Raw genomic sequence first — 16,233 nt, forward strand, 5'->3', positions numbered from 1 at the left:
CCTAGGGCTAACGGACATTCAAGTAGTTCTAAAGTATCTGTACATTTTGCGTCAGTGATGTTGTAAGGCATTGATGGCTAAGCGATATGAGCTAACAGATGAGCAATATGAGCAGATCAAGGATCTGCTTCCTGGCAAGGTTGGCGATCCCGGGCGCACCGCTGAGGATAACCACCGCTTCATCAACGGGGTCATGTGGGTGCTGCGTAGCAGCGCGTTTTGGCGAGACATGCCGGAGCGTTACGGCAATTATGAAACGACCTATAAACGCTTCAGCCGCTGGGCCAAGAAGGGTATCTGGGAACAGGTTTTTAAGCGATTATTGAAGGACCCCAAAAACGCATATGTGATGATCGACTCGACTCTCGTTAAGGCCCACCAGAACGCCACAACGGGAAAAAGGGGGCGATGTGTCAGGCTCTGGGGCGATCCCGTGGAGGACTGACCACGAAGCTGCACATGCTTTGCGATGCGCTCGGAAGGCCACTTAAAATGCACCTCACCGGTGGTCATTGCAATGACTGCACGCAGGCCGAAACGCTGCTTGAAGGTCAGCGTGCCCAAGCCGTCATCGCAGACAAAGGCTATGACTCAAACGCCATTCGGGCCTTCATCGCTAAGGCCAAGATGAAGGCTGTTATTCCCAGTAGATGCCACCGAAAACAGCAAATCCCCCACGACAAAAAACTCTACAAGCAAAGAAACAGGATCGAACGCCTATTCGGTACGCTCAAACAAAACCGCCGCATCGCAACAAGGTTCGACCGAAACGACTCTCACTATATGGCATTCCTCTTCCTCGCATGCGCCCTCATTTGGTTGACATCCTGAATGTCCGTTAGCCCTAGGCGAAGAGCTGCTTGAGGCTTTTCTGGCCGGATTCGGAGCTGGAGTAGTCGAGCAGGCGTTCCTCGTACTCGGTGAGGACGGGGTCGGAATACTTGATAAGGCTCGTGCCCTCGTTGTTGCCGCGGGTTTCGAGCCGCTGCTTGAAATCGGCCAGGGTGATGCGTTCCAGCGGGCGGGCGGGTTGGTAGCGGGAGGATTCCTGGCGGGACTTGGATTCGTTTTCGACCGGGCTGAGGTAGCCGATGTCCACCAGTTGGGCCAGGCACTCGTTAAGGATGTTGGCGGGGACGCGGATTTTGTCCGCCAACTCATCCGAGCTATACGGTTGGCGGCACTCGTCGAAGCGCCGCGCCACCAGTAGCAGGGCCACCAGGCTGAGGGTTTCGCGGGTGCGCAGGCTGACGTTTTCCCAGGCGCGCTGGTTGGTCAGGTTGTTGACGTTCTGAATGGCAAAGGACACCTGCCCGCCCAGCAGCAGGATGACCCAGAACAGCCACAGCCCGAAGAGGAAAATCGGCAGGATACTGACCACGCCCAGCAGGCTGCCCTGCCGGATGACGAAGCCCACGTAAAGCACGCTCAACTGTTTGCTCAGGTTGAGCAGGATGGTCACCACCAGCGCCCCGAGGAAGGCCGGTTTCCAGCGCACATGGGTGTTGGGGATGAAGCGGTTGAAAATCGCCACCAGCGCCACCACACTGATAAAGGTCCACAGCGGGGCCAGCCACAGGAACGACTCCCGAAAGAGGTGGCCGAGCGGGAGGTGGTCGAACTGCTGGGCGATGCGGCCATAGATGCCGAGGCTGACCGAGGTGAAGCCCAGTACCGAGCCCAGGCTGATGAGGGTCCAGTAGAAAACAATGCGCTGGAGGATATTGCGCGCGCGGCGTACGCCCCAGATCTGGTTAAAGGTCTTCTCAATGGTGGAGAGCAACTGCACGCTGAGCCAGATCAGCATGAGCGAGCCAAAGACCCCGAGCGTCCCCGAGCGGGCATTGCGCACGATGCCCTTGAGAAATTCGACGATCTTGGGGTCTACCGAAGCCTTTTCGCGGTCGCCGTCTTCAGTCTGGACGGTGACTTCGCCCTCCTGCGTGTCGGGCACGTTATTGTGGTCGGCGTCGTAGGCGTTCAGGTCCATCATGGCGGCCTGCTCGGTCGGCGGGGCCACGAAGTAGATGAGCTTGGTCAGGTTCTCAACGATGATGTCTTCGGCGTTGTCGCCCTTGAGCACGAAGCCGGAGACCATGATGACAATGGCCAGCAGCGGACCGATGGCGATCAGCGTGTAGTAGCTCAACGCTCCCGCCTGGCTGGGGATGAGGTTGCGCAGGATACCCTCCCAGGTGATGGCCAGCACACGCAGCACCGCGAAGCCCGAGCCGCGCAGGCTCTTGTCGTCCACTTTATCTGTTTCCCAGATTTCCTTGCCGATCAGGTGCGGCACGGAAACCAGCCAGTTTTTCACGCGGGTGAAAGCCTGGACGATGCGGGAAGGTTTTTTGGCCTCGTTGGAAGGCATAATCAGGAGATAGCGCCGGGAAGCGGTGCGTTTAGAGGAAATACATCGCCGCCAGCGCGCCGAAGCTGCCGACCCCCAGAATGGCAAAGAGGATCATGGCGTAGAGGTTGAGCGTGGCCGTGCAGACGTAGAGCGAGAGCGAACCGACGGCGACGGCCAGGCTTTGCGGGAACTCGCCCCAAGCCCAGAAAATATACGTGAAAAAGCCCAGCCCGAGCATGGCCCGGATGCGGATGAGCGGGAAAACGTCGGTGGCCGAAAGGATGCAGCACAGCACGAAAAAGAGGTCCACCGCGCCCAGAATGAGCATCGGGTACTCCAGCAGGAGCGACCAGGTGCGCTCCTCGCGGATAGTCATGACGATGTCCCAGTAGGGGAAAATGTCGGTGAAGGCGCACAGTGCGAGCATCAGGACTAGCGCGGGCAGCGAGAGCGCGGCGGCCTTGCCCATGCGGTTCTCCCGCGCGCGCAGGTGGCGGGTCTCATCGGATTTGCCTTCGGCGGCGGCCAGCATCTCGTCCACGGTGACGGGCGGCGGCTCATGGTGAGCGGGCTCGACGACGGGGGGCAAGTCGCGGGCCTTGAGTTGGACGCGCTTCTGCTCGGGGTGGAGGATGGCCTGAAAGGCCGGTCCTTCGGAGAGCGGGAGCCAGTCTTCGCGGTCCTCGTCGTAGTAGAGTGTGGCGGCGCTGGCGCGGCCCGCTCCGAGCAAGTCTGCGATCCGCTCCGGGCTGTACGGCCCGCGGGCTTCTTCTGAATCGGCTTCCCTGATGTAAAACTCCGCCATGCAGACCGTAATATAAACCAACCGGAATATTCGTGAGCAAGTCTAATGTCCACTGCCCGCTACAGCCGCCTCGCTACCATTTGCCAATGCGGGTCGGGGCGGTGACGGCGTTGGAGAGCGTCCGCAGGAAGGTTTCCCTCGGCCAGCAGGTGGCCCCGAAACTGGCCAGGTAGCGGGTGGGCTGCTGGCAGTCGATGAGCTGGAATTCCCACTGCCGGAGGCGTTCAACCAAGCGGACAAAGGCGACCTTGGAGGCGTTGGGCGCGTGGTGGAACATGCTTTCGCCAAAAAAGGCGGCCCCGAGGCTGACCCCATAGAGCCCGCCGACCAGTTTGCCCTCCAGCCAGCACTCCACGCTGTGTGCGAAGCCCGCGGCGTGCAGTTCCAGGTAGGCGGTTATGATATCTTCGACGATCCACGTGCCGTCCTGGCCGGGGCGGGGCGTATGGGCGCAGGCCCGGATGACGCGCCCGAAGGCCTGGTCGAAGGTGACTTCCCAGCAATCTTTTTTCAACTCCTTGCGCAGGCTGTGGGAGACCTTCAACTCGCGCGGCAGCAACACGAAACGCGGGTCCGGGCTCCACCACAGGATCGGCTCGCCGGCGTTGTACCAGGGGAAAATGCCCCGGCTGTACGCCTCGATCAGGCGAATAATGGACAGGTCGCCACCCACCGCCAGCGGGGCGTCGGCGGGCGCGTCATGAGGGTCGGGAAAAGCGTTTGTAAAACGCGGCTGCATGCGTCAAGATACTCTACTTAAGCACGACTTATGCCGCAACACCAGAACGAACCCACCCGCGATCCCATTGCCATGGTCGAGGAAGCGACCTTTGATTTCACCCTCGGTGACAACGACGAGGCCCTGCGCAAGCTGCGCCGAGCCCAGGAAATGGCGCCCGGCTGCTTCGAGGCCTGGCACGCGATGACCGAGGTCTATGTGTCCATGAAGGACTACGACCACGCGCTGGAGGCGGCCACCCGCGCCTTCGAGCTGCGCCCCGAGGACATCCACATCAACACCAGCCTCTCGCGAATCTGGATGCACAAGGGCGATAAACAGATGGCCGAGCACTTCGGGGCTAAGGCCCGCACGCTCGGCTGGAAGGAAGAATTGAATTCCGAGCCGGAGGAGGACTCGGGACTGGCCTGATTTTAGGGTTTCCATCGGCCCGGTTTGCCTTTCAGAATACCGGTTGATCAGTTGAGGACGTATCTGCACCGATTATGAGTAAAGCCACTTTCACCCTGGAGTTTGAAAAACCAATCCAGATCCTGCGCGACCAGCTTGAGGACCTGCGCAAGAGCTCCGTCGAGAGCAAGATGGATGTCGCTGCCGAAATCCAGGCCATCGAGGAGAAGATCACCGAGACCAAGAAGCGCATCCACGCTGAGCTGACGCCCTGGCAAAAGGTGCAGCTCGCCCGGCATCCGCAGCGACCCTATTCGCTGGACTACATCCGGCAGCTTTTCGAGGACTTTCAGGAACTCCACGGCGACCGGCAATTCCGCGACGACCGCGCCATTGTGGGCGGCACGGCGCTCTTTGACGGGCGTCCGGTTATGGTCATCGGTCAGCAGAAGGGCCGCTCGACCCGTGAGAACCTGGCCCGCAACTTCGGCTGCCCCAACCCCGAAGGCTACCGCAAGGCCCTGCGCCTGATGAAAATGGCCGAAAAGTTCGGCATGCCCGTTTTTTGCCTGATCGACACCCCCGGGGCCTATCCCGGCGTCGGGGCCGAGGAGCGCCATGTGGCCGAGGCCATCGCGGTCAACATCCGCGAGATGAGCAACCTGCGCGTGCCGATCATCGCCACCGTTATCGGCGAGGGCGGCTCCGGTGGGGCGCTCGGGATCGCTGTAGCCGACCGCGTGCTCATCCTCCAGAACGCCTACTACTCGGTTATTTCGCCCGAAGGCTGCGCGGCCATTTTGTGGAAGGACCGCTCGCACTCGGCCCGCGCGGCCGAGGCCCTCAAGATCACCGCAGACAAGCTGCTGGAACTGGGCATTGTGGACGAAATCGTCGATGAACCGCTCGGCGGCGCTCATACCGACCCCGAAGTGACGGGGGAAACGCTCCGCACGGTCCTCAAGCGCCATCTTGACGAGGTTCTCGGCCTGGGCGAGTCAAAGATGATCGACGCCCGCTACGAGAAGTTCCGCCGCATGGGCGTCTATCAAAACGCGTAAATTTCCGGACCAGACCAGCCTGCGCCCCGAGCGCTCGTTATAATGATTGGGGCAACGAAAGTGCAGCCTGCGGCTGCTGCGGGGTTTGGGGGCGCACAGCCCCCAAGTTTATCCATACCGGGTCCTCGACTACAGGGTGAGGGTGAGTCCGTCGTAGGCGAGGCGGACGGAGGCGGGGAGTTTGGCTTCCCAGGTATCGTGATCGACCTGGAAGGTCAGGTGGGTGAGCCAATTTTGGGGCGCGCCGATTTGGAGGGCGGCAGCGGTGGCTTCGTCGATGGTCATGTGGGTGGGGTGTTCGGTCGGGCGCAGGCCGTCGAGTACGACCGCATCGGCCCCGGCGGCGAGTTCGTAGGCGGCGGGAGTGAGTTCCTTGCAGTCGTTGAAGTAGGCAAATTTGCGCCCGGAGGATTTTTCCACGAAGACGAGCCCCAGCGTGTCGATGCTGCCGTGGGGCAGGAGGGTCGAGTAGATGTCGCCGCCGGGAGTCTCCAGTTTGTCGGGCATGGGCAGGGGGCGAAAGGCGGCGTAGCCCTTGCGGGCGGGTTTGTCACCGATGGCGTAGGGGAAGACCGAGCGCACGCGCCCGAGCCCTTCCTCGGAGCCGTAAACTTCGATCGCGCTGAAGTTGCGCAGGTCACAGAAGCGCCGCAGGTCGTCCATGCCCATGATGTGGTCGGCGTGGCCGTGGGTGAGGATAAAGGTGTCGATCTGGCGCAGGTCATGCCGCAGGCACTGGAGCCGGAATTCCGGTCCGGCGTCGATCTGGATGTGCCAGCCGTCCATGACAATGTGCATGGAACAGCGGGTGCGCCAGTTTTTCGGGTTGGTCAGGTCGCAGCCCTCGTTTTCATGTGCGATCATGGGCACGCCCTGCGAGGTGCCCGTTCCTAGAAAAGTAACTTCCATATGCCTGTTTCCATCAAATAACCGCCCCGCCCCTGACAAAAGCAAAAACCGCGCCGTTACCGGAGCTTAACCATTTTCGGGCGGAGGCTCAACGTTCCGGCGGTTGCGCACAGCGAGAATCTCTGTGCCCTCAGAGACTCCTCGGTGTGCGCTAATGACGCTGCGGGCGGATAAGGCGAAAAGTCCAGGCCAGCAGAAAGCAGACGGTGGCCACGAGCACGATGCACGCGCCGGAGGAGACATCGAAGTGGTACGAGAGCAGCAACCCGGAGAAACCCGCCACGATGGCCACGGCGGAAGCCAGCAGCATGATGCCCGAGACACTGCGCATGAGCAGGGCGGCGCAAGCCGCCGGCGTGATGAGCAGGGCAATGGTCAGCAGCGCGCCCACCACCTGCACGGCGGAGACCACGGCCAGCGAGGCCAGCAGGAGCACGAGCAGGCGCATGCGGTTGGGGTTGATGCCGATGACGCGGGCGTAGTCCGGGTCGAGGGAGGTCAGCTCCAGTTCCTTGTGCCAAAGCGTCAGCGCCACGATAATAATGACCGTGACCGCCCCGACCAGCGCGAGATCACCGGCGGTGACTCCGAGGATGCTTCCGAAGACGATAGCCTCGAAGTCCCGGTAAGAGCTGGCCATGCTCATCAAGAGGATCCCCAGCGCGAACATCCCGGCCAGCACAACGCCGATAGCGGTGTCTTCGCGCACGCGGCGGTGCGAGGAGAGGATGGCGACGCCGAGCGCCGTGGCCAGACTGGCCCCGAGCGCGCCGAGAAAAAGATTAAAGCCCTTTAAGAACGCGAAGGCCACCCCCGGCAAGATGGTGTGGCCGAGTGCCCCCCCGAGAAAGGCCATTCGCCGCAAAACGACGTAGGTGCCGACCAGCGCGCAGTTGAGCCCGGCCAGCAGCACGGCCACGAGGGCTTTTTGCAAAAAGGCGTACGAAAACGGTTCGGTCAGGAAATCCATGAGGGGGCGGGCGTTCAGTCGGGGGAGACGCAGCCGTTTTCGAGGGTGAGCACGCGGTCAAAGCGGTCCATGAAATGCGCGATGTCGTGGGTGGCCATGACAACGGTGCAGCCTCGCTCCTTCAGCCGGTCGAGGGCCTCCCAGATGAGGCCGCGGCTGGTCTCGTCCACCGCGTTAAAGGGCTCGTCGAGCAGGTAAAGCTCGGCGTCGTGCAGGAGGGTCCGGGCGAGCAGCGCCCGCTGTTGCTGGCCGCCGGAGAGGCTGCCGATCTGTCGCCCGGCGTAGGGGCTGAGCCCCAGCGAGTCAAGCGCCTGCGCGGCCAGGGTGCGCTGTTCACGGCCAGGGCGGCGCAGCCAGCCCAGCCGCACGTAGGTGCCTGTGAGCACGAACCGGCTCAGGCTGATGGGAAATTCCCAGTCCAGGCTGCTGCGCTGGGGCAGGTACGCCACCTCGTGGCGGCAGACGCCGGGTCGGTGCCCGAGGATGCGGATCTCGCCCTCGTAGGGGAGCAGATCGGCCAGGCACTTGAGCAGGGTGGATTTGCCGGAGCCGTTGTCGCCGACCAGAGCGAGGCGTTCGCCGCGCTTGACGCAGAGGGACACGCCGTTGAGCGCGGGCGTGCCGGTGCTCGCGTAGCGAGCCGTTACGCCCTCGGTGCGGATGGCGGAGGCGTCCGGATAATGGCAGCCCCCGCAGTTTCCCCGGTAGGAGAGCAGCCCGCTTATGATTCCTTTACTCAATTGTTTTTAGCCTGAATAGAATCGGCTATCGTGTCCACTGTGTAGAGAAAAAGCGATTCATAATCCTGTGGCCCGCTTGTGTCGCGGGAAAATGTGCCCACGTAGAGCAGGCGCGGGGCGGGCAGGCCGGTCTCGCGGCAAAGCTGACGGGCGAGGCGGTCATTGGCGCCCGGATCGGTGAAGATGGCGGCGACCTGATCCTGCCGGATGAGCTTGATCAAGGCGGCCATCTGCCGGGCGGAGGGCTCGCCGCCCTCGGTGCTGACCGAGCCGAGGATGGTGGCGGGGATCTCGATCCCGTAGCGGTCGGCGAAGTACCCGAGGTTGTCGTGATAGGTGATGATGACTCGGGCTTGCTCCGGGATGGCGGCAAAGCGTTCGCGGGCCTGCTGGTCGAGCGCGAGCAGTTTGTCGTTCCAGCGCTTGGCGTTATCGCGGTAGGTGGAGGCATTATCGGGGTCGATCTGGCAAAGGGCCTCCGTCAGGGCGGCGGACATTCGGGAGACATTCTCCGGGTCCATCCAGACGTGCGGGTCGTAGTCTCCGTGATCGTGCCCGGCGTGGCTGTCATGGTCGTGTCCGTCATGGGAATGTCCATCGTGGCTATCACTGTGGTCTGACTGTTTGTCGCCGTGGTAGTCGTCGGCTTTGCGCAGGGTGAGGCCGTTGCTGAGGCTCAGCCGCTGCCCCTGAAAACGCGAGGAGGCCAGCAGGTCGTCGAGCCAGAATTCCAGGTTGGGGCCGATCTGGACGACGAGGTCGGCTTGGGAGAGCTTGGCCAGATCGCGGGGGGCCGGTTCAAAGGCGTGGATATCCTGTCCCTTGTCCGCGAGGACGGTCAGCTCGACCTTGTCCCCGGCGATTTGCCTGACCCAGTCGGCAGGAATGCCGAAGCTCGCAACGACATGTGGCTGGGTGGCGTGGAGCAGGGGCGTGGCAAGCACCCCGATCAGCAGGGCAATGATCTTTTTCCGCAGGGACATAGCCCACCTAGTGTGGGGCGGATTCTAATAGATGCAAGTCGTTTGCATAAAAACCAGCCCTCGCGCACTTGCTCCGTCATTTGAAGGCACGTCCTAAGTCTGAAATTGGCCGTAAACGATGATTTCGTGCCCCTCGTATTCGAAATTGGGGGGGACCTGGCTCAAATCGACATCGGCTGGCCGGGTTTTAAGCCAATGAATCTGCCCTGTGCGCTGGCACACAAGAATGGGGCGCTTAATCTCCCGGGGCAGGCTGTAGCAGGTGGCCAGGCCGGGGATTTCAAGTTTCTCCACCAGGCCGTCTTCGAGCATGGTGCGCAGGTTGCGATAGACAGTGGCGATGCCGAGGCTTTTACATTCTTGTTGGGCGAGTTCCTGGATTTCCTTGGGCTTGAGCGGTCGGTTCTGTGACTGTAAGGCGTTTCGGATGGCTGTTCGTTGGCGGGTTTCTCTAACCGATGGTGGCATAAATGCAGTAGCTGGTTACTCTGTTGGCGGGAGGCAGGTCTGCTCCTGCCAGGGACGTTTCAGGTTTTGGATGAGTGATTAATGGTTAGCGGTTGGGACAATTTCTCATATGAATGAAGTCCTTAAAGTTACCGTCAACCTATTAATGATATATCCCTTAATTTCTCAAAAATTCGTATTTTTATGTTAATTTAAACGCGATCGCTGACAGGCGTTTTACGTGGCGTCGGAAGCGTTGTCTGGCGGGAGAACTTTACCGGTATTTTTTCTCTGGCTGTTGTGGTGGAAAACTAAGACATCCCGTGGTTAACTATTTATTCCAGCGGTATCTGTGTAAATGGTAAGATGTTGGTATGAGGTCTTTTTGGTGGGTAAAGCGGGGTGGAGGGCACAGGGAAGCCACTGCGTTCAGGCCCTGTCCGGAGCCGAGGGAGGAAAGGGCTGGTTTTTGACGGTTAATAGCCAGGCGAAGCCGTCTGAGATCAGAGCACACGGGGGACGATGAACCACTCCAGCGTCCACTCGCCGTAGGGAAGCGCCCGACTGGGAGGACAGAGGCGCCGCAGGCACAGCAGTCCGGCTTTCCTGAAGGTAATGAGGCCGCCTTCGCGCGACTGAAGCATCAGCGCGTCAGCCAGGATCGAAAGGTGGGGGTTGTGCCCGATGAACATGAGGTCGTCCTCGTCCTCGGCCAGCTCTCTGAGCCAGACAAAGGGGTTGTCTTCCGGGCGCAGGCCGGCGCGCTCCTGGAGGGGCTGGGAAAGCTTTAAAAAATCCTTGAAAAGGCGGGCCGTCTGCACGGCGCGGGTGAGAGGGCTGTGGCAGAGTTTGCGCACGCCGTCGAATTCCTCGGGCTTGAGCGTCTGGCAGAGTTTACGAAGCGTTTTCTCGCCTTTGGCGGTCAGCTCGCGGGTTTCGTCCGGAGCGGTATTTTCGGCCTCGGCATGACGCAGCAGGTAAAGTCGCATAGGAAACGTATTGTGTTCGGGCGGGCTGACTTGCGCAATCCCTGATTCGTAATATCGTGCTGTTTGGTTATGATAATTTGAAGCTTGTTGTGCGGAGTTGTTTTAACGCAACTGCCTTGCGGATAGTGACTTTTAGGTGAAAGAAATGTTTTCTGTGTTGCTTTTTCGTCACTTTTGAGTTTATACAAAACCTATAATTTCAGTGCATTTATTCTTTCCCGGTTAACACCGAAGGAATGATAAAACAGTAGAGATGGCGGGAGGCCCCCAGGGATGGGGGCCTCTATTGTTTTAAAGGAAAGAAAAGCTGCCGCAGGGCCAAAGAGGGGCCTGGGCAGCCCACATCGGGACAGGCGAGAAGCCGGTTGATGGGGTTAAATCAGGGAGCCAGCCGCTCGATTTTCCAGTTATCTCCGTCCCCGGAGGGGCTGTACTGGAGCCGGTCATGGAGGCGGTTTTCGCGCCCTTGCCAGAACTCAAAGCGTATCGGTTTCACGCGGTAGCCGCCCCAGAAGGAGGGCAGGGGGATTTCCCCGCCAGCGAATTTGCGCTTCACTTCCTCCAGCTTCATTTCGAGGAGCTTGCGCGAGGAGATGATCCGGCTTTGGTGCGAGACCCAGGCCCCGAGGCGGCTGCCGAAGGGGCGACTGGCGAAGTAGCGCAGGGACTCGGCGGCGCTGATTTTCTCCGCCCGGCCCTGGATCTTGATCTGCCGTTCGAGATCGAGCCAGGTGAATAGCAGGCACACCTGCGGGTTTTCGGCGATCTCGGTCGCCTTGGCGCTGGTGTAATTGGTGTAAAAGACGAAGCCCTTGGCGTCGTAGGCTTTGAGCAGGACGGTGCGCAGATTGGGTTGGCCGTCGGCCCCGGCGGTGCCGAGGGTCATGGCGTTGGGCTCGGCGAGCTCGGCCTGGAGGGCCTGCTCGAACCAGACGCGGAACTGGGCAAAAGGGTCCGCTTCGGCGCTTTCCTCGGAAAGCCCGTTGCGGGTGTAATTGCGGCGCATGTCGGCCAGATTCATCCTGCGCAGTGTGCACACGCCCGCGCTACTGGCAAGGAAAGCAAACGGCGAGACGCAACATTCCGGCAGGAGCAGGGGGGCGCGTCGGGCGTAGCGTCCGATTGGGGCGTCCGCGATCCGACTGGAGCCGCAAGGGTGATGCGCGGCATCACAGGCGCAGGGCTGCGCTCCGCTTAGCCGAAGCGGCCGCTGACGTAGGCTTCGGTCTGGGGGTCGCGGGGGTTCATGAAAATGGCCTCGGTCACGTTGTGCTCGACGATGCGGCCCAGGTAGAAAAACGCCGTGTGGTCGCTGACGCGGGCGGCCTGCTGCATGTTGTGGGTGACGATGACGATCGTGTAGTTCAGGCGCAGGGAGTGGATCAGCTCCTCGACCTTGGAGGTGGCGACCGGGTCGAGGGCCGAGCAGGGCTCGTCCATGAGCAGGATTTCCGGCTCCACAGCGAGGGCGCGGGCGATGCACAGCCGCTGTTGCTGGCCGCCGGAGAGGTTCAGGGCGCTGTCGTTGAGCCGGTCCTTGACCTCGTCCCAGAGGGCGGCGGCGCGGAGGCATTTTTCCACCGTGTCGTCGAGTCGGTCCCGGTTGCGAATGCCCTGGATGCGCAGCCCGTAGGCGATGTTGTCGTAGATAGACTTGGGAAAGGGGTTGGACTTCTGGAAGACCATGCCGACTTTTTTACGCAGCTCGATCACGTCGATGTCGCGCTCGTAGATGTCGTAGCCGCCGATGAGAATGCGCCCCCCGGCCACGCGGGCCGTGTCGGTCAGGTCGTTGAGCCGGTTCAGACAGCGCAGGAGCGTGGTCTTGCCGCAGCCGGAGGGGCCGATGAGGGCGGTCACGCTGTTCTGGCGGACGCTCAGGTTGATGTCCTTGAGCGCCTGCGTCTGCCCGTAGAAAAAGTCGAAATGCTCGATCTCGATCAGGGGCGGGGGCTTGGGCGCGGCGGCTTGGCCCGGGCGGGTGGCGGATGAGTTTTCCATGTCGTCGGGCTACCAGTGGTGACGTTTGCGGATCCTGGCGCGCAGGAGGATCGAGGTCAACGCCATCGCCGCCACCAGCGCCAGAAAGACGAAGGCTGTCCCGTACTGCATGCGCTCGGTGTAGGCGTTTTGGGGGAGCTTGGCGCTGACCACATAAAGGTGGTAGGGCAGGGCCATCACGCCCTGGAAAAAGAAGTCGTACCAGTGGTCGAGTCCCTGCCAGGGCAGGCGGTCGCGCAGCAGGTAGGCGGCGGTGAACATGATGGGCGCGGTTTCCCCGGCCACGCGGGCGATGCCGAGGATGGACGAGGTGAGAATGCCGGGCAGGGCGTAGGGGAGCACGCTGGTGCGGATCATGGTCCAGCGGGTGGCTCCGAGGGCGAGCGAAGCTTCACGAAAGCCCCCCGGCACGCTGCGCAGGGCTTCCTCGCTGGAGGAAATGATGACCGGAAGCACCATGAAGGCCAGGGTGAACCACCCCGCCAGCAGCGAGACGTTCCAGTCCAGAAAGACCACGAAAAGCCCGAACCCGAAGAGCCCGTACACGATGGAGGGCACGCCCGCCAGGTTGAGGATGGAGAGCCGGATCAGTCGCAGGAGCGGGCCGCTTTTACCGTACTCGCTCAAGAAGACCGCGCTGGCCACCCCGAGAGCCATTGAAATGGTCATGGCTCCAGCCACGAGCAGGACCGTGCCGATGATGGCGGGCAGGATGCCGCCCCCGGCGTGGGAGTAGGCACGGGCGCTGGGCGGGGGCAGTCCCTGCTCCTGGTAGGTGGCGCGAAACTCCGAGTCGCTCATTTGCATCGTCTGCCCCCCGGATTCGAAGACGTGGAGCGTCTCCGGCGACTGGGTCAGGAACTCCGTGTTGATGAAGGGCCACTCAGCCTGAAAAACAGCCCGCGCGCCCTTGATCGCGATAGTCAGGATGATGGCCGCCATCGCCAGCAAGATGAAATACGTCAGTCCCCGCAAGATCTGCCGCACGAGCGTCTCCACCCGCCGGGGGCCCGAGGGCTTAGGCAGGAAGGGATTTTGGCGCGGACTGTGGGCGGACGGGTTCACGGTGGAGCGGGTGTTTTATGCGAGTCGCCTGGTGCGACTTCCTGGCTGTGTTTATGTTTTAGGGGGATTTAACAGGAAGGCCGGAAAGGACAGAAAAAGGATGCGGGTAACAATGGCTTCCGCTCTTTCCGGCCTTCCTGTTAAAAAAATCTATCTTACGGTTGCTGTGATTTTCTCGGCATTTCTGTTTTCGGAGTGTTGTTACTCGCCGACGCGGGAGTGGCGGAAAATGCGTTGGGCGGCGAAGTTGATCCCGAGCGTGAGCAGGAACAGCACCACCCCCACACAGAACAGCGCCCGGTAGTGGATGCCGCCCTGGGCGACTTCGCCCATTTCCTGGGCGATGATGCCGGTCAGGGTATGAACGGGCTGGAAGGCCGCGCCGGGCCCCTCGGTGAAGTCGGGGATGCGGATGCGGTTGCCCGCGCACAGGAGCACGACCATGGTTTCGCCGATCACGCGCCCGACTCCGAGCAGTACCGCCGAGACGATGCCGCTGACGGCGGTCGGGACGATGATCCGCATGGTGGTCTGGAAGCGCGTGGCCCCCAGGGCGAGCGAGGACTCGGCATAGATGCGGGGCACGCGGCTGATGGCGTCCTCGGAGAGGGTAAAAATCGTGGGGATGGCCATGAGCGCGAGCAGGCAACCGGCGGTAAAGGCGTTCAGGCGCTCGGCGACGGGGAAGCCCGGCAGCCACTCCAGCCACGGGGTCTGTGAGAGCGTCCGCACCAGCGTGCCGAAGACCGCGATCCCGAAAAAACCGATCACGACGGAGGGGATGGCGGTGATGAACTCGATGCAGGGCTTGATAAAACCGGACTCGCCGCGCCGGGCCATCTGGTTGGTGTAGATGGCCGCGCCCACGCCGAAGGGGATCGCTATGAGGACTGCGATGCCCGTCACCAGCAGAGAGCCGGTCAACAGCGGCAGCAGCCCGAACAGGCTGTGCCCGTTGTTGTTAATGAGCCACTGGTCCCCGAAAAGAAAGGACCTGACCGCCTCACCCAGCCCGACGCCGCGCTCCGGCTCCCACTCGGCCAGTTGCGCGCCGTAGCGGGGCAGCCCGGCGGTGAAGGCGATGGCGTCCCGGCGGAAGGTCTCGGCCAGCGGCTTGAGTTGCGGCTCCTCCAGTTCGGGGAAGGTTTTCAGCACGTGGAGCATGTCGCTCTCAAGCTGGTCGTTGAGGGCGGTGAACTGCGGGAACGTCGCCTTGATCGTGGCAATGGTCCCGGCGTAGTCGATGAGGCCGCTTTGGCCGGGTGCGGGGCGACCCGTGATGGCCCGCCCTTGCGCCTGTTTGTAGGTTTCCGCCGCCAGGTCGCGCACGGCGAGTTGGTAGTCACGCAGGGGCACGGCCAGCTCACCGAATTCCGTGATGTACGCCTGCATGGGCGCGGTCAGCGCGGCGATTTCCTCCCGGCTCTTGCCCTCAGCCTCAAGCTGGAGGATCTGCTCGCGGCGGATATTGACCAGTTGCCCGAGCAGGTTGTTGAAACGCTCGTGCTCGGCCCGCACGAGCGAGGCGTATTCCATGCCGCTGCGGCGGTACAGCTCCATGTCCTGCCGGTATTGCGGGAAAAAGCTCAGCCCCTCGCGGAAGAGAAAAAACGTGATCAACAGCAGCACGATGACGGCCACCAGCGCGTTGCCGCCGAAAAACGCCTTGAGCAGCGTCTGTCGGCCGGGGCCGGGCAGGGTGCGGCCACGCCGTCGGCGCAGGTTGAGCAGGGGCTGGGTCGGGGAGCCGTTCATGGCAGGCGTGGGTCGGGGCCAGCATCGGGGCAAAACGAGGCTGACAGCAATCCCCGAATGCGCGGGTCTGGTTCCTTGGCGGCGGAGGTGTTCACGGGCCGTCGAAGGGTTAATCAACCGCCAGTTCGGGGTACATCTCTTTCAGGCGAGAGGCGGGCAGGAAATCCACGCTCTCGACCACGGCCTGCCCCTCCGGGCTTAGGATGAAGTCGATGAACTCCTGAACGACGGGCGTGTGCGTCGCGTTCACGTTGACATAAAAGTACAGCGGGCGGGCCAGGGGGTAGTCCTCGCTGGAGGGGAGCTTGCCATCCACCGGCAGGACCTTGACCCCCGGCGTGTGGGAGAAGGCCAGCCCCACGTAGCCGATGGCGCGGGGGTTAGCGGCCACTTCGGCGGCGACCTGCTCGTTACCGGCCAGCTTTAGGGAAAAGTCCGAGTAATCGCGCCGGTGCAGGGCAAGGGTCTGAAACAGGCTGTACGTGCCCGAAGATGTGCTGCGCGTGTAGGTCGAGATGCGTCCGCTGACCGGGCTGATCCCGCTCCAGTCGTCGATGTCGCCGGTGAAGATCATTTCCACCTGCCGGGGGCTGAGCTGCTCGACGGGGTTGTCCGCGTTGACGATGACGGCGATCCCGTCCACCCCGACGGGGATGGCCTTGAGGTTGACACCCCGGGCGCGTGCGGTGCTCAGCTCGCCGCTCTGGAGGCGGCGGCTGGACATGGCCAGGTCGGCCTTGCCGTCGATCAGGGCCGTGATGCCGGTGCGCGAGCCCTCGGCGGCGATTTCAAAGGTCACCTCCTCGCCCCGCGCCTTTTTCATCGCGATAAACTCCTCCTTCAGCCGGGGCATGAGCCGGGCCCCGAGCGTGTCCGAGCCCTTGACCACGATCTTGTCCGAGGCGCTGGCCGGTATTGCCGCCGTCAGCAGCGCCGCGCCTAGCAGGAGCAGGCCCGGGGGCGGAAAGCGGCGGTGACGGTGCGGTTTCATCGGCGTGACGGTTGGTTGCGAACGGCGGATATTAG

The 16,233-nt window shown here is 62.1% G+C and carries 17 protein-coding genes; 3 read left to right on the forward strand and 14 right to left on the reverse strand.

Annotated features, from left to right (window positions below):
- Positions 1–73 precede the first annotated feature (73 nt).
- Positions 74–831 (forward strand): IS5 family transposase gene (locus H5P28_RS08360; protein ID WP_185675261.1). Its coding sequence is split into 2 segments (ribosomal slippage): positions 74–401 and positions 401–831, totalling 759 coding nucleotides; the frame shifts between segments, so codons are not numbered across the junction.
- Between the two features lie 13 nt (positions 832–844).
- On the opposite strand, the gene H5P28_RS08365 is transcribed toward H5P28_RS08360, so the two are convergent.
- The 3 genes from H5P28_RS08365 to aat form a co-directional block, all read right to left on the reverse strand.
- Positions 845–2,371, reverse strand: a complete 1,527-nt coding sequence (locus H5P28_RS08365; RefSeq protein ID WP_185675262.1) for a YihY/virulence factor BrkB family protein — start codon at positions 2,369–2,371, stop codon at positions 845–847.
- A 31-nt stretch (positions 2,372–2,402) separates the two neighbouring features.
- Positions 2,403–3,158, reverse strand: a complete 756-nt coding sequence (locus H5P28_RS08370) for a hypothetical protein (RefSeq protein WP_185675263.1) — start codon at positions 3,156–3,158, stop codon at positions 2,403–2,405.
- 73 nt (positions 3,159–3,231) lie between these two features.
- Positions 3,232–3,897: a leucyl/phenylalanyl-tRNA--protein transferase gene (gene aat, locus H5P28_RS08375; protein ID WP_185675264.1), complete on the reverse strand. Its 666-nt coding sequence runs from the start codon at positions 3,895–3,897 to the stop codon at positions 3,232–3,234.
- A 30-nt stretch (positions 3,898–3,927) separates the two neighbouring features.
- On the opposite strand from aat, the gene H5P28_RS08380 reads away from it, so the two are divergent.
- A complete protein-coding gene (locus tag H5P28_RS08380; protein WP_246455935.1) occupies positions 3,928–4,308 on the forward strand; it encodes a tetratricopeptide repeat protein in 381 nt (126 codons plus the stop codon).
- 74 nt (positions 4,309–4,382) lie between these two features.
- Positions 4,383–5,348, forward strand: coding sequence for an acetyl-CoA carboxylase carboxyltransferase subunit alpha (locus tag H5P28_RS08385; RefSeq protein ID WP_185675265.1), 966 nt, complete (start codon positions 4,383–4,385; stop codon positions 5,346–5,348).
- A gap of 129 nt (positions 5,349–5,477) precedes the next feature.
- Here H5P28_RS08385 and H5P28_RS08390 read toward each other — a convergent pair whose 3' ends face one another.
- From H5P28_RS08390 to H5P28_RS08440, 11 genes are all read right to left on the reverse strand, one after another.
- Positions 5,478–6,257: an MBL fold metallo-hydrolase gene (locus tag H5P28_RS08390; RefSeq protein WP_185675266.1), complete on the reverse strand. Its 780-nt coding sequence runs from the start codon at positions 6,255–6,257 to the stop codon at positions 5,478–5,480.
- Positions 6,258–6,408: 151 nt separating this feature from the next.
- Positions 6,409–7,227 (reverse strand): metal ABC transporter permease, encoded by an 819-nt coding sequence (locus H5P28_RS08395; protein ID WP_185675267.1) that lies wholly within the window; start codon positions 7,225–7,227, stop codon positions 6,409–6,411.
- Positions 7,228–7,241: 14 nt separating this feature from the next.
- Positions 7,242–7,967 (reverse strand): metal ABC transporter ATP-binding protein, encoded by a 726-nt coding sequence (locus H5P28_RS08400; RefSeq protein ID WP_185675268.1) that lies wholly within the window; start codon positions 7,965–7,967, stop codon positions 7,242–7,244.
- Positions 7,964–8,950, reverse strand: coding sequence for a metal ABC transporter substrate-binding protein (locus H5P28_RS08405; RefSeq protein ID WP_185675269.1), 987 nt, complete (start codon positions 8,948–8,950; stop codon positions 7,964–7,966). The genes H5P28_RS08400 and H5P28_RS08405 overlap by 4 nt, the downstream gene beginning before the upstream one ends.
- 93 nt (positions 8,951–9,043) lie before the next feature.
- On the reverse strand, positions 9,044–9,418 hold the full coding sequence (locus H5P28_RS08410) for a Fur family transcriptional regulator (protein ID WP_185675270.1): 375 nt from the start codon (positions 9,416–9,418) through the stop codon (positions 9,044–9,046).
- A gap of 482 nt (positions 9,419–9,900) precedes the next feature.
- Positions 9,901–10,386, reverse strand: a complete 486-nt coding sequence (sixA, locus tag H5P28_RS08415; RefSeq protein WP_185675271.1) for a phosphohistidine phosphatase SixA — start codon at positions 10,384–10,386, stop codon at positions 9,901–9,903.
- Positions 10,387–10,765: 379 nt separating this feature from the next.
- Entirely contained in the window at positions 10,766–11,407 is a 642-nt protein-coding gene (gene pdxH / locus H5P28_RS08420) for a pyridoxamine 5'-phosphate oxidase (RefSeq protein WP_185675272.1), read from the reverse strand.
- A gap of 173 nt (positions 11,408–11,580) precedes the next feature.
- Positions 11,581–12,387: a phosphate ABC transporter ATP-binding protein PstB gene (gene pstB, locus H5P28_RS08425; protein WP_185675273.1), complete on the reverse strand. Its 807-nt coding sequence runs from the start codon at positions 12,385–12,387 to the stop codon at positions 11,581–11,583.
- 9 nt (positions 12,388–12,396) lie between these two features.
- Entirely contained in the window at positions 12,397–13,452 is a 1,056-nt protein-coding gene (gene pstA / locus H5P28_RS08430) for a phosphate ABC transporter permease PstA (RefSeq protein ID WP_343075472.1), read from the reverse strand.
- Positions 13,453–13,653: 201 nt separating this feature from the next.
- Complete coding sequence (gene pstC / locus H5P28_RS08435) at positions 13,654–15,207, reverse strand: phosphate ABC transporter permease subunit PstC (protein WP_185675274.1); 1,554 nt, start codon at positions 15,205–15,207, stop codon at positions 13,654–13,656.
- Between the two features lie 109 nt (positions 15,208–15,316).
- A complete protein-coding gene (locus H5P28_RS08440; protein WP_185675275.1) occupies positions 15,317–16,198 on the reverse strand; it encodes a PstS family phosphate ABC transporter substrate-binding protein in 882 nt (293 codons plus the stop codon).
- Between the last annotated feature and the right edge of the window lie 35 nt (positions 16,199–16,233).

The sequence above is a fragment of the Ruficoccus amylovorans genome, from assembly GCF_014230085.1.
Classification (GTDB): Bacteria; Verrucomicrobiota; Verrucomicrobiia; order Opitutales; family Cerasicoccaceae; genus Ruficoccus; species Ruficoccus amylovorans.

Excerpts from the sequence above, each read along its gene's own strand:
- H5P28_RS08365 (WP_185675262.1), bottom strand. The coding sequence starts at position 2,371 with ATGCCTTCCAACGAGGCCAAAAAACCTTCCCGCATCGTCCAGGCTTTC.
- H5P28_RS08370 (WP_185675263.1), bottom strand. The coding sequence starts at position 3,158 with ATGGCGGAGTTTTACATCAGGGAAGCCGATTCAGAAGAAGCCCGCGGG.
- aat (WP_185675264.1), bottom strand. The coding sequence starts at position 3,897 with ATGCAGCCGCGTTTTACAAACGCTTTTCCCGACCCTCATGACGCGCCC.
- H5P28_RS08380 (WP_246455935.1), top strand. The coding sequence starts at position 3,928 with ATGCCGCAACACCAGAACGAACCCACCCGCGATCCCATTGCCATGGTC.
- H5P28_RS08385 (WP_185675265.1), top strand. The coding sequence starts at position 4,383 with ATGAGTAAAGCCACTTTCACCCTGGAGTTTGAAAAACCAATCCAGATC.
- H5P28_RS08390 (WP_185675266.1), bottom strand. The coding sequence starts at position 6,257 with ATGGAAGTTACTTTTCTAGGAACGGGCACCTCGCAGGGCGTGCCCATG.
- H5P28_RS08395 (WP_185675267.1), bottom strand. The coding sequence starts at position 7,227 with ATGGATTTCCTGACCGAACCGTTTTCGTACGCCTTTTTGCAAAAAGCC.
- H5P28_RS08405 (WP_185675269.1), bottom strand. The coding sequence starts at position 8,950 with ATGTCCCTGCGGAAAAAGATCATTGCCCTGCTGATCGGGGTGCTTGCC.
- H5P28_RS08410 (WP_185675270.1), bottom strand. The coding sequence starts at position 9,418 with ATGCCACCATCGGTTAGAGAAACCCGCCAACGAACAGCCATCCGAAAC.
- sixA (WP_185675271.1), bottom strand. The coding sequence starts at position 10,386 with ATGCGACTTTACCTGCTGCGTCATGCCGAGGCCGAAAATACCGCTCCG.
- pdxH (WP_185675272.1), bottom strand. The coding sequence starts at position 11,407 with ATGAATCTGGCCGACATGCGCCGCAATTACACCCGCAACGGGCTTTCC.
- pstB (WP_185675273.1), bottom strand. The coding sequence starts at position 12,387 with ATGGAAAACTCATCCGCCACCCGCCCGGGCCAAGCCGCCGCGCCCAAG.
- pstC (WP_185675274.1), bottom strand. The coding sequence starts at position 15,207 with ATGAACGGCTCCCCGACCCAGCCCCTGCTCAACCTGCGCCGACGGCGT.
- H5P28_RS08440 (WP_185675275.1), bottom strand. The coding sequence starts at position 16,198 with ATGAAACCGCACCGTCACCGCCGCTTTCCGCCCCCGGGCCTGCTCCTG.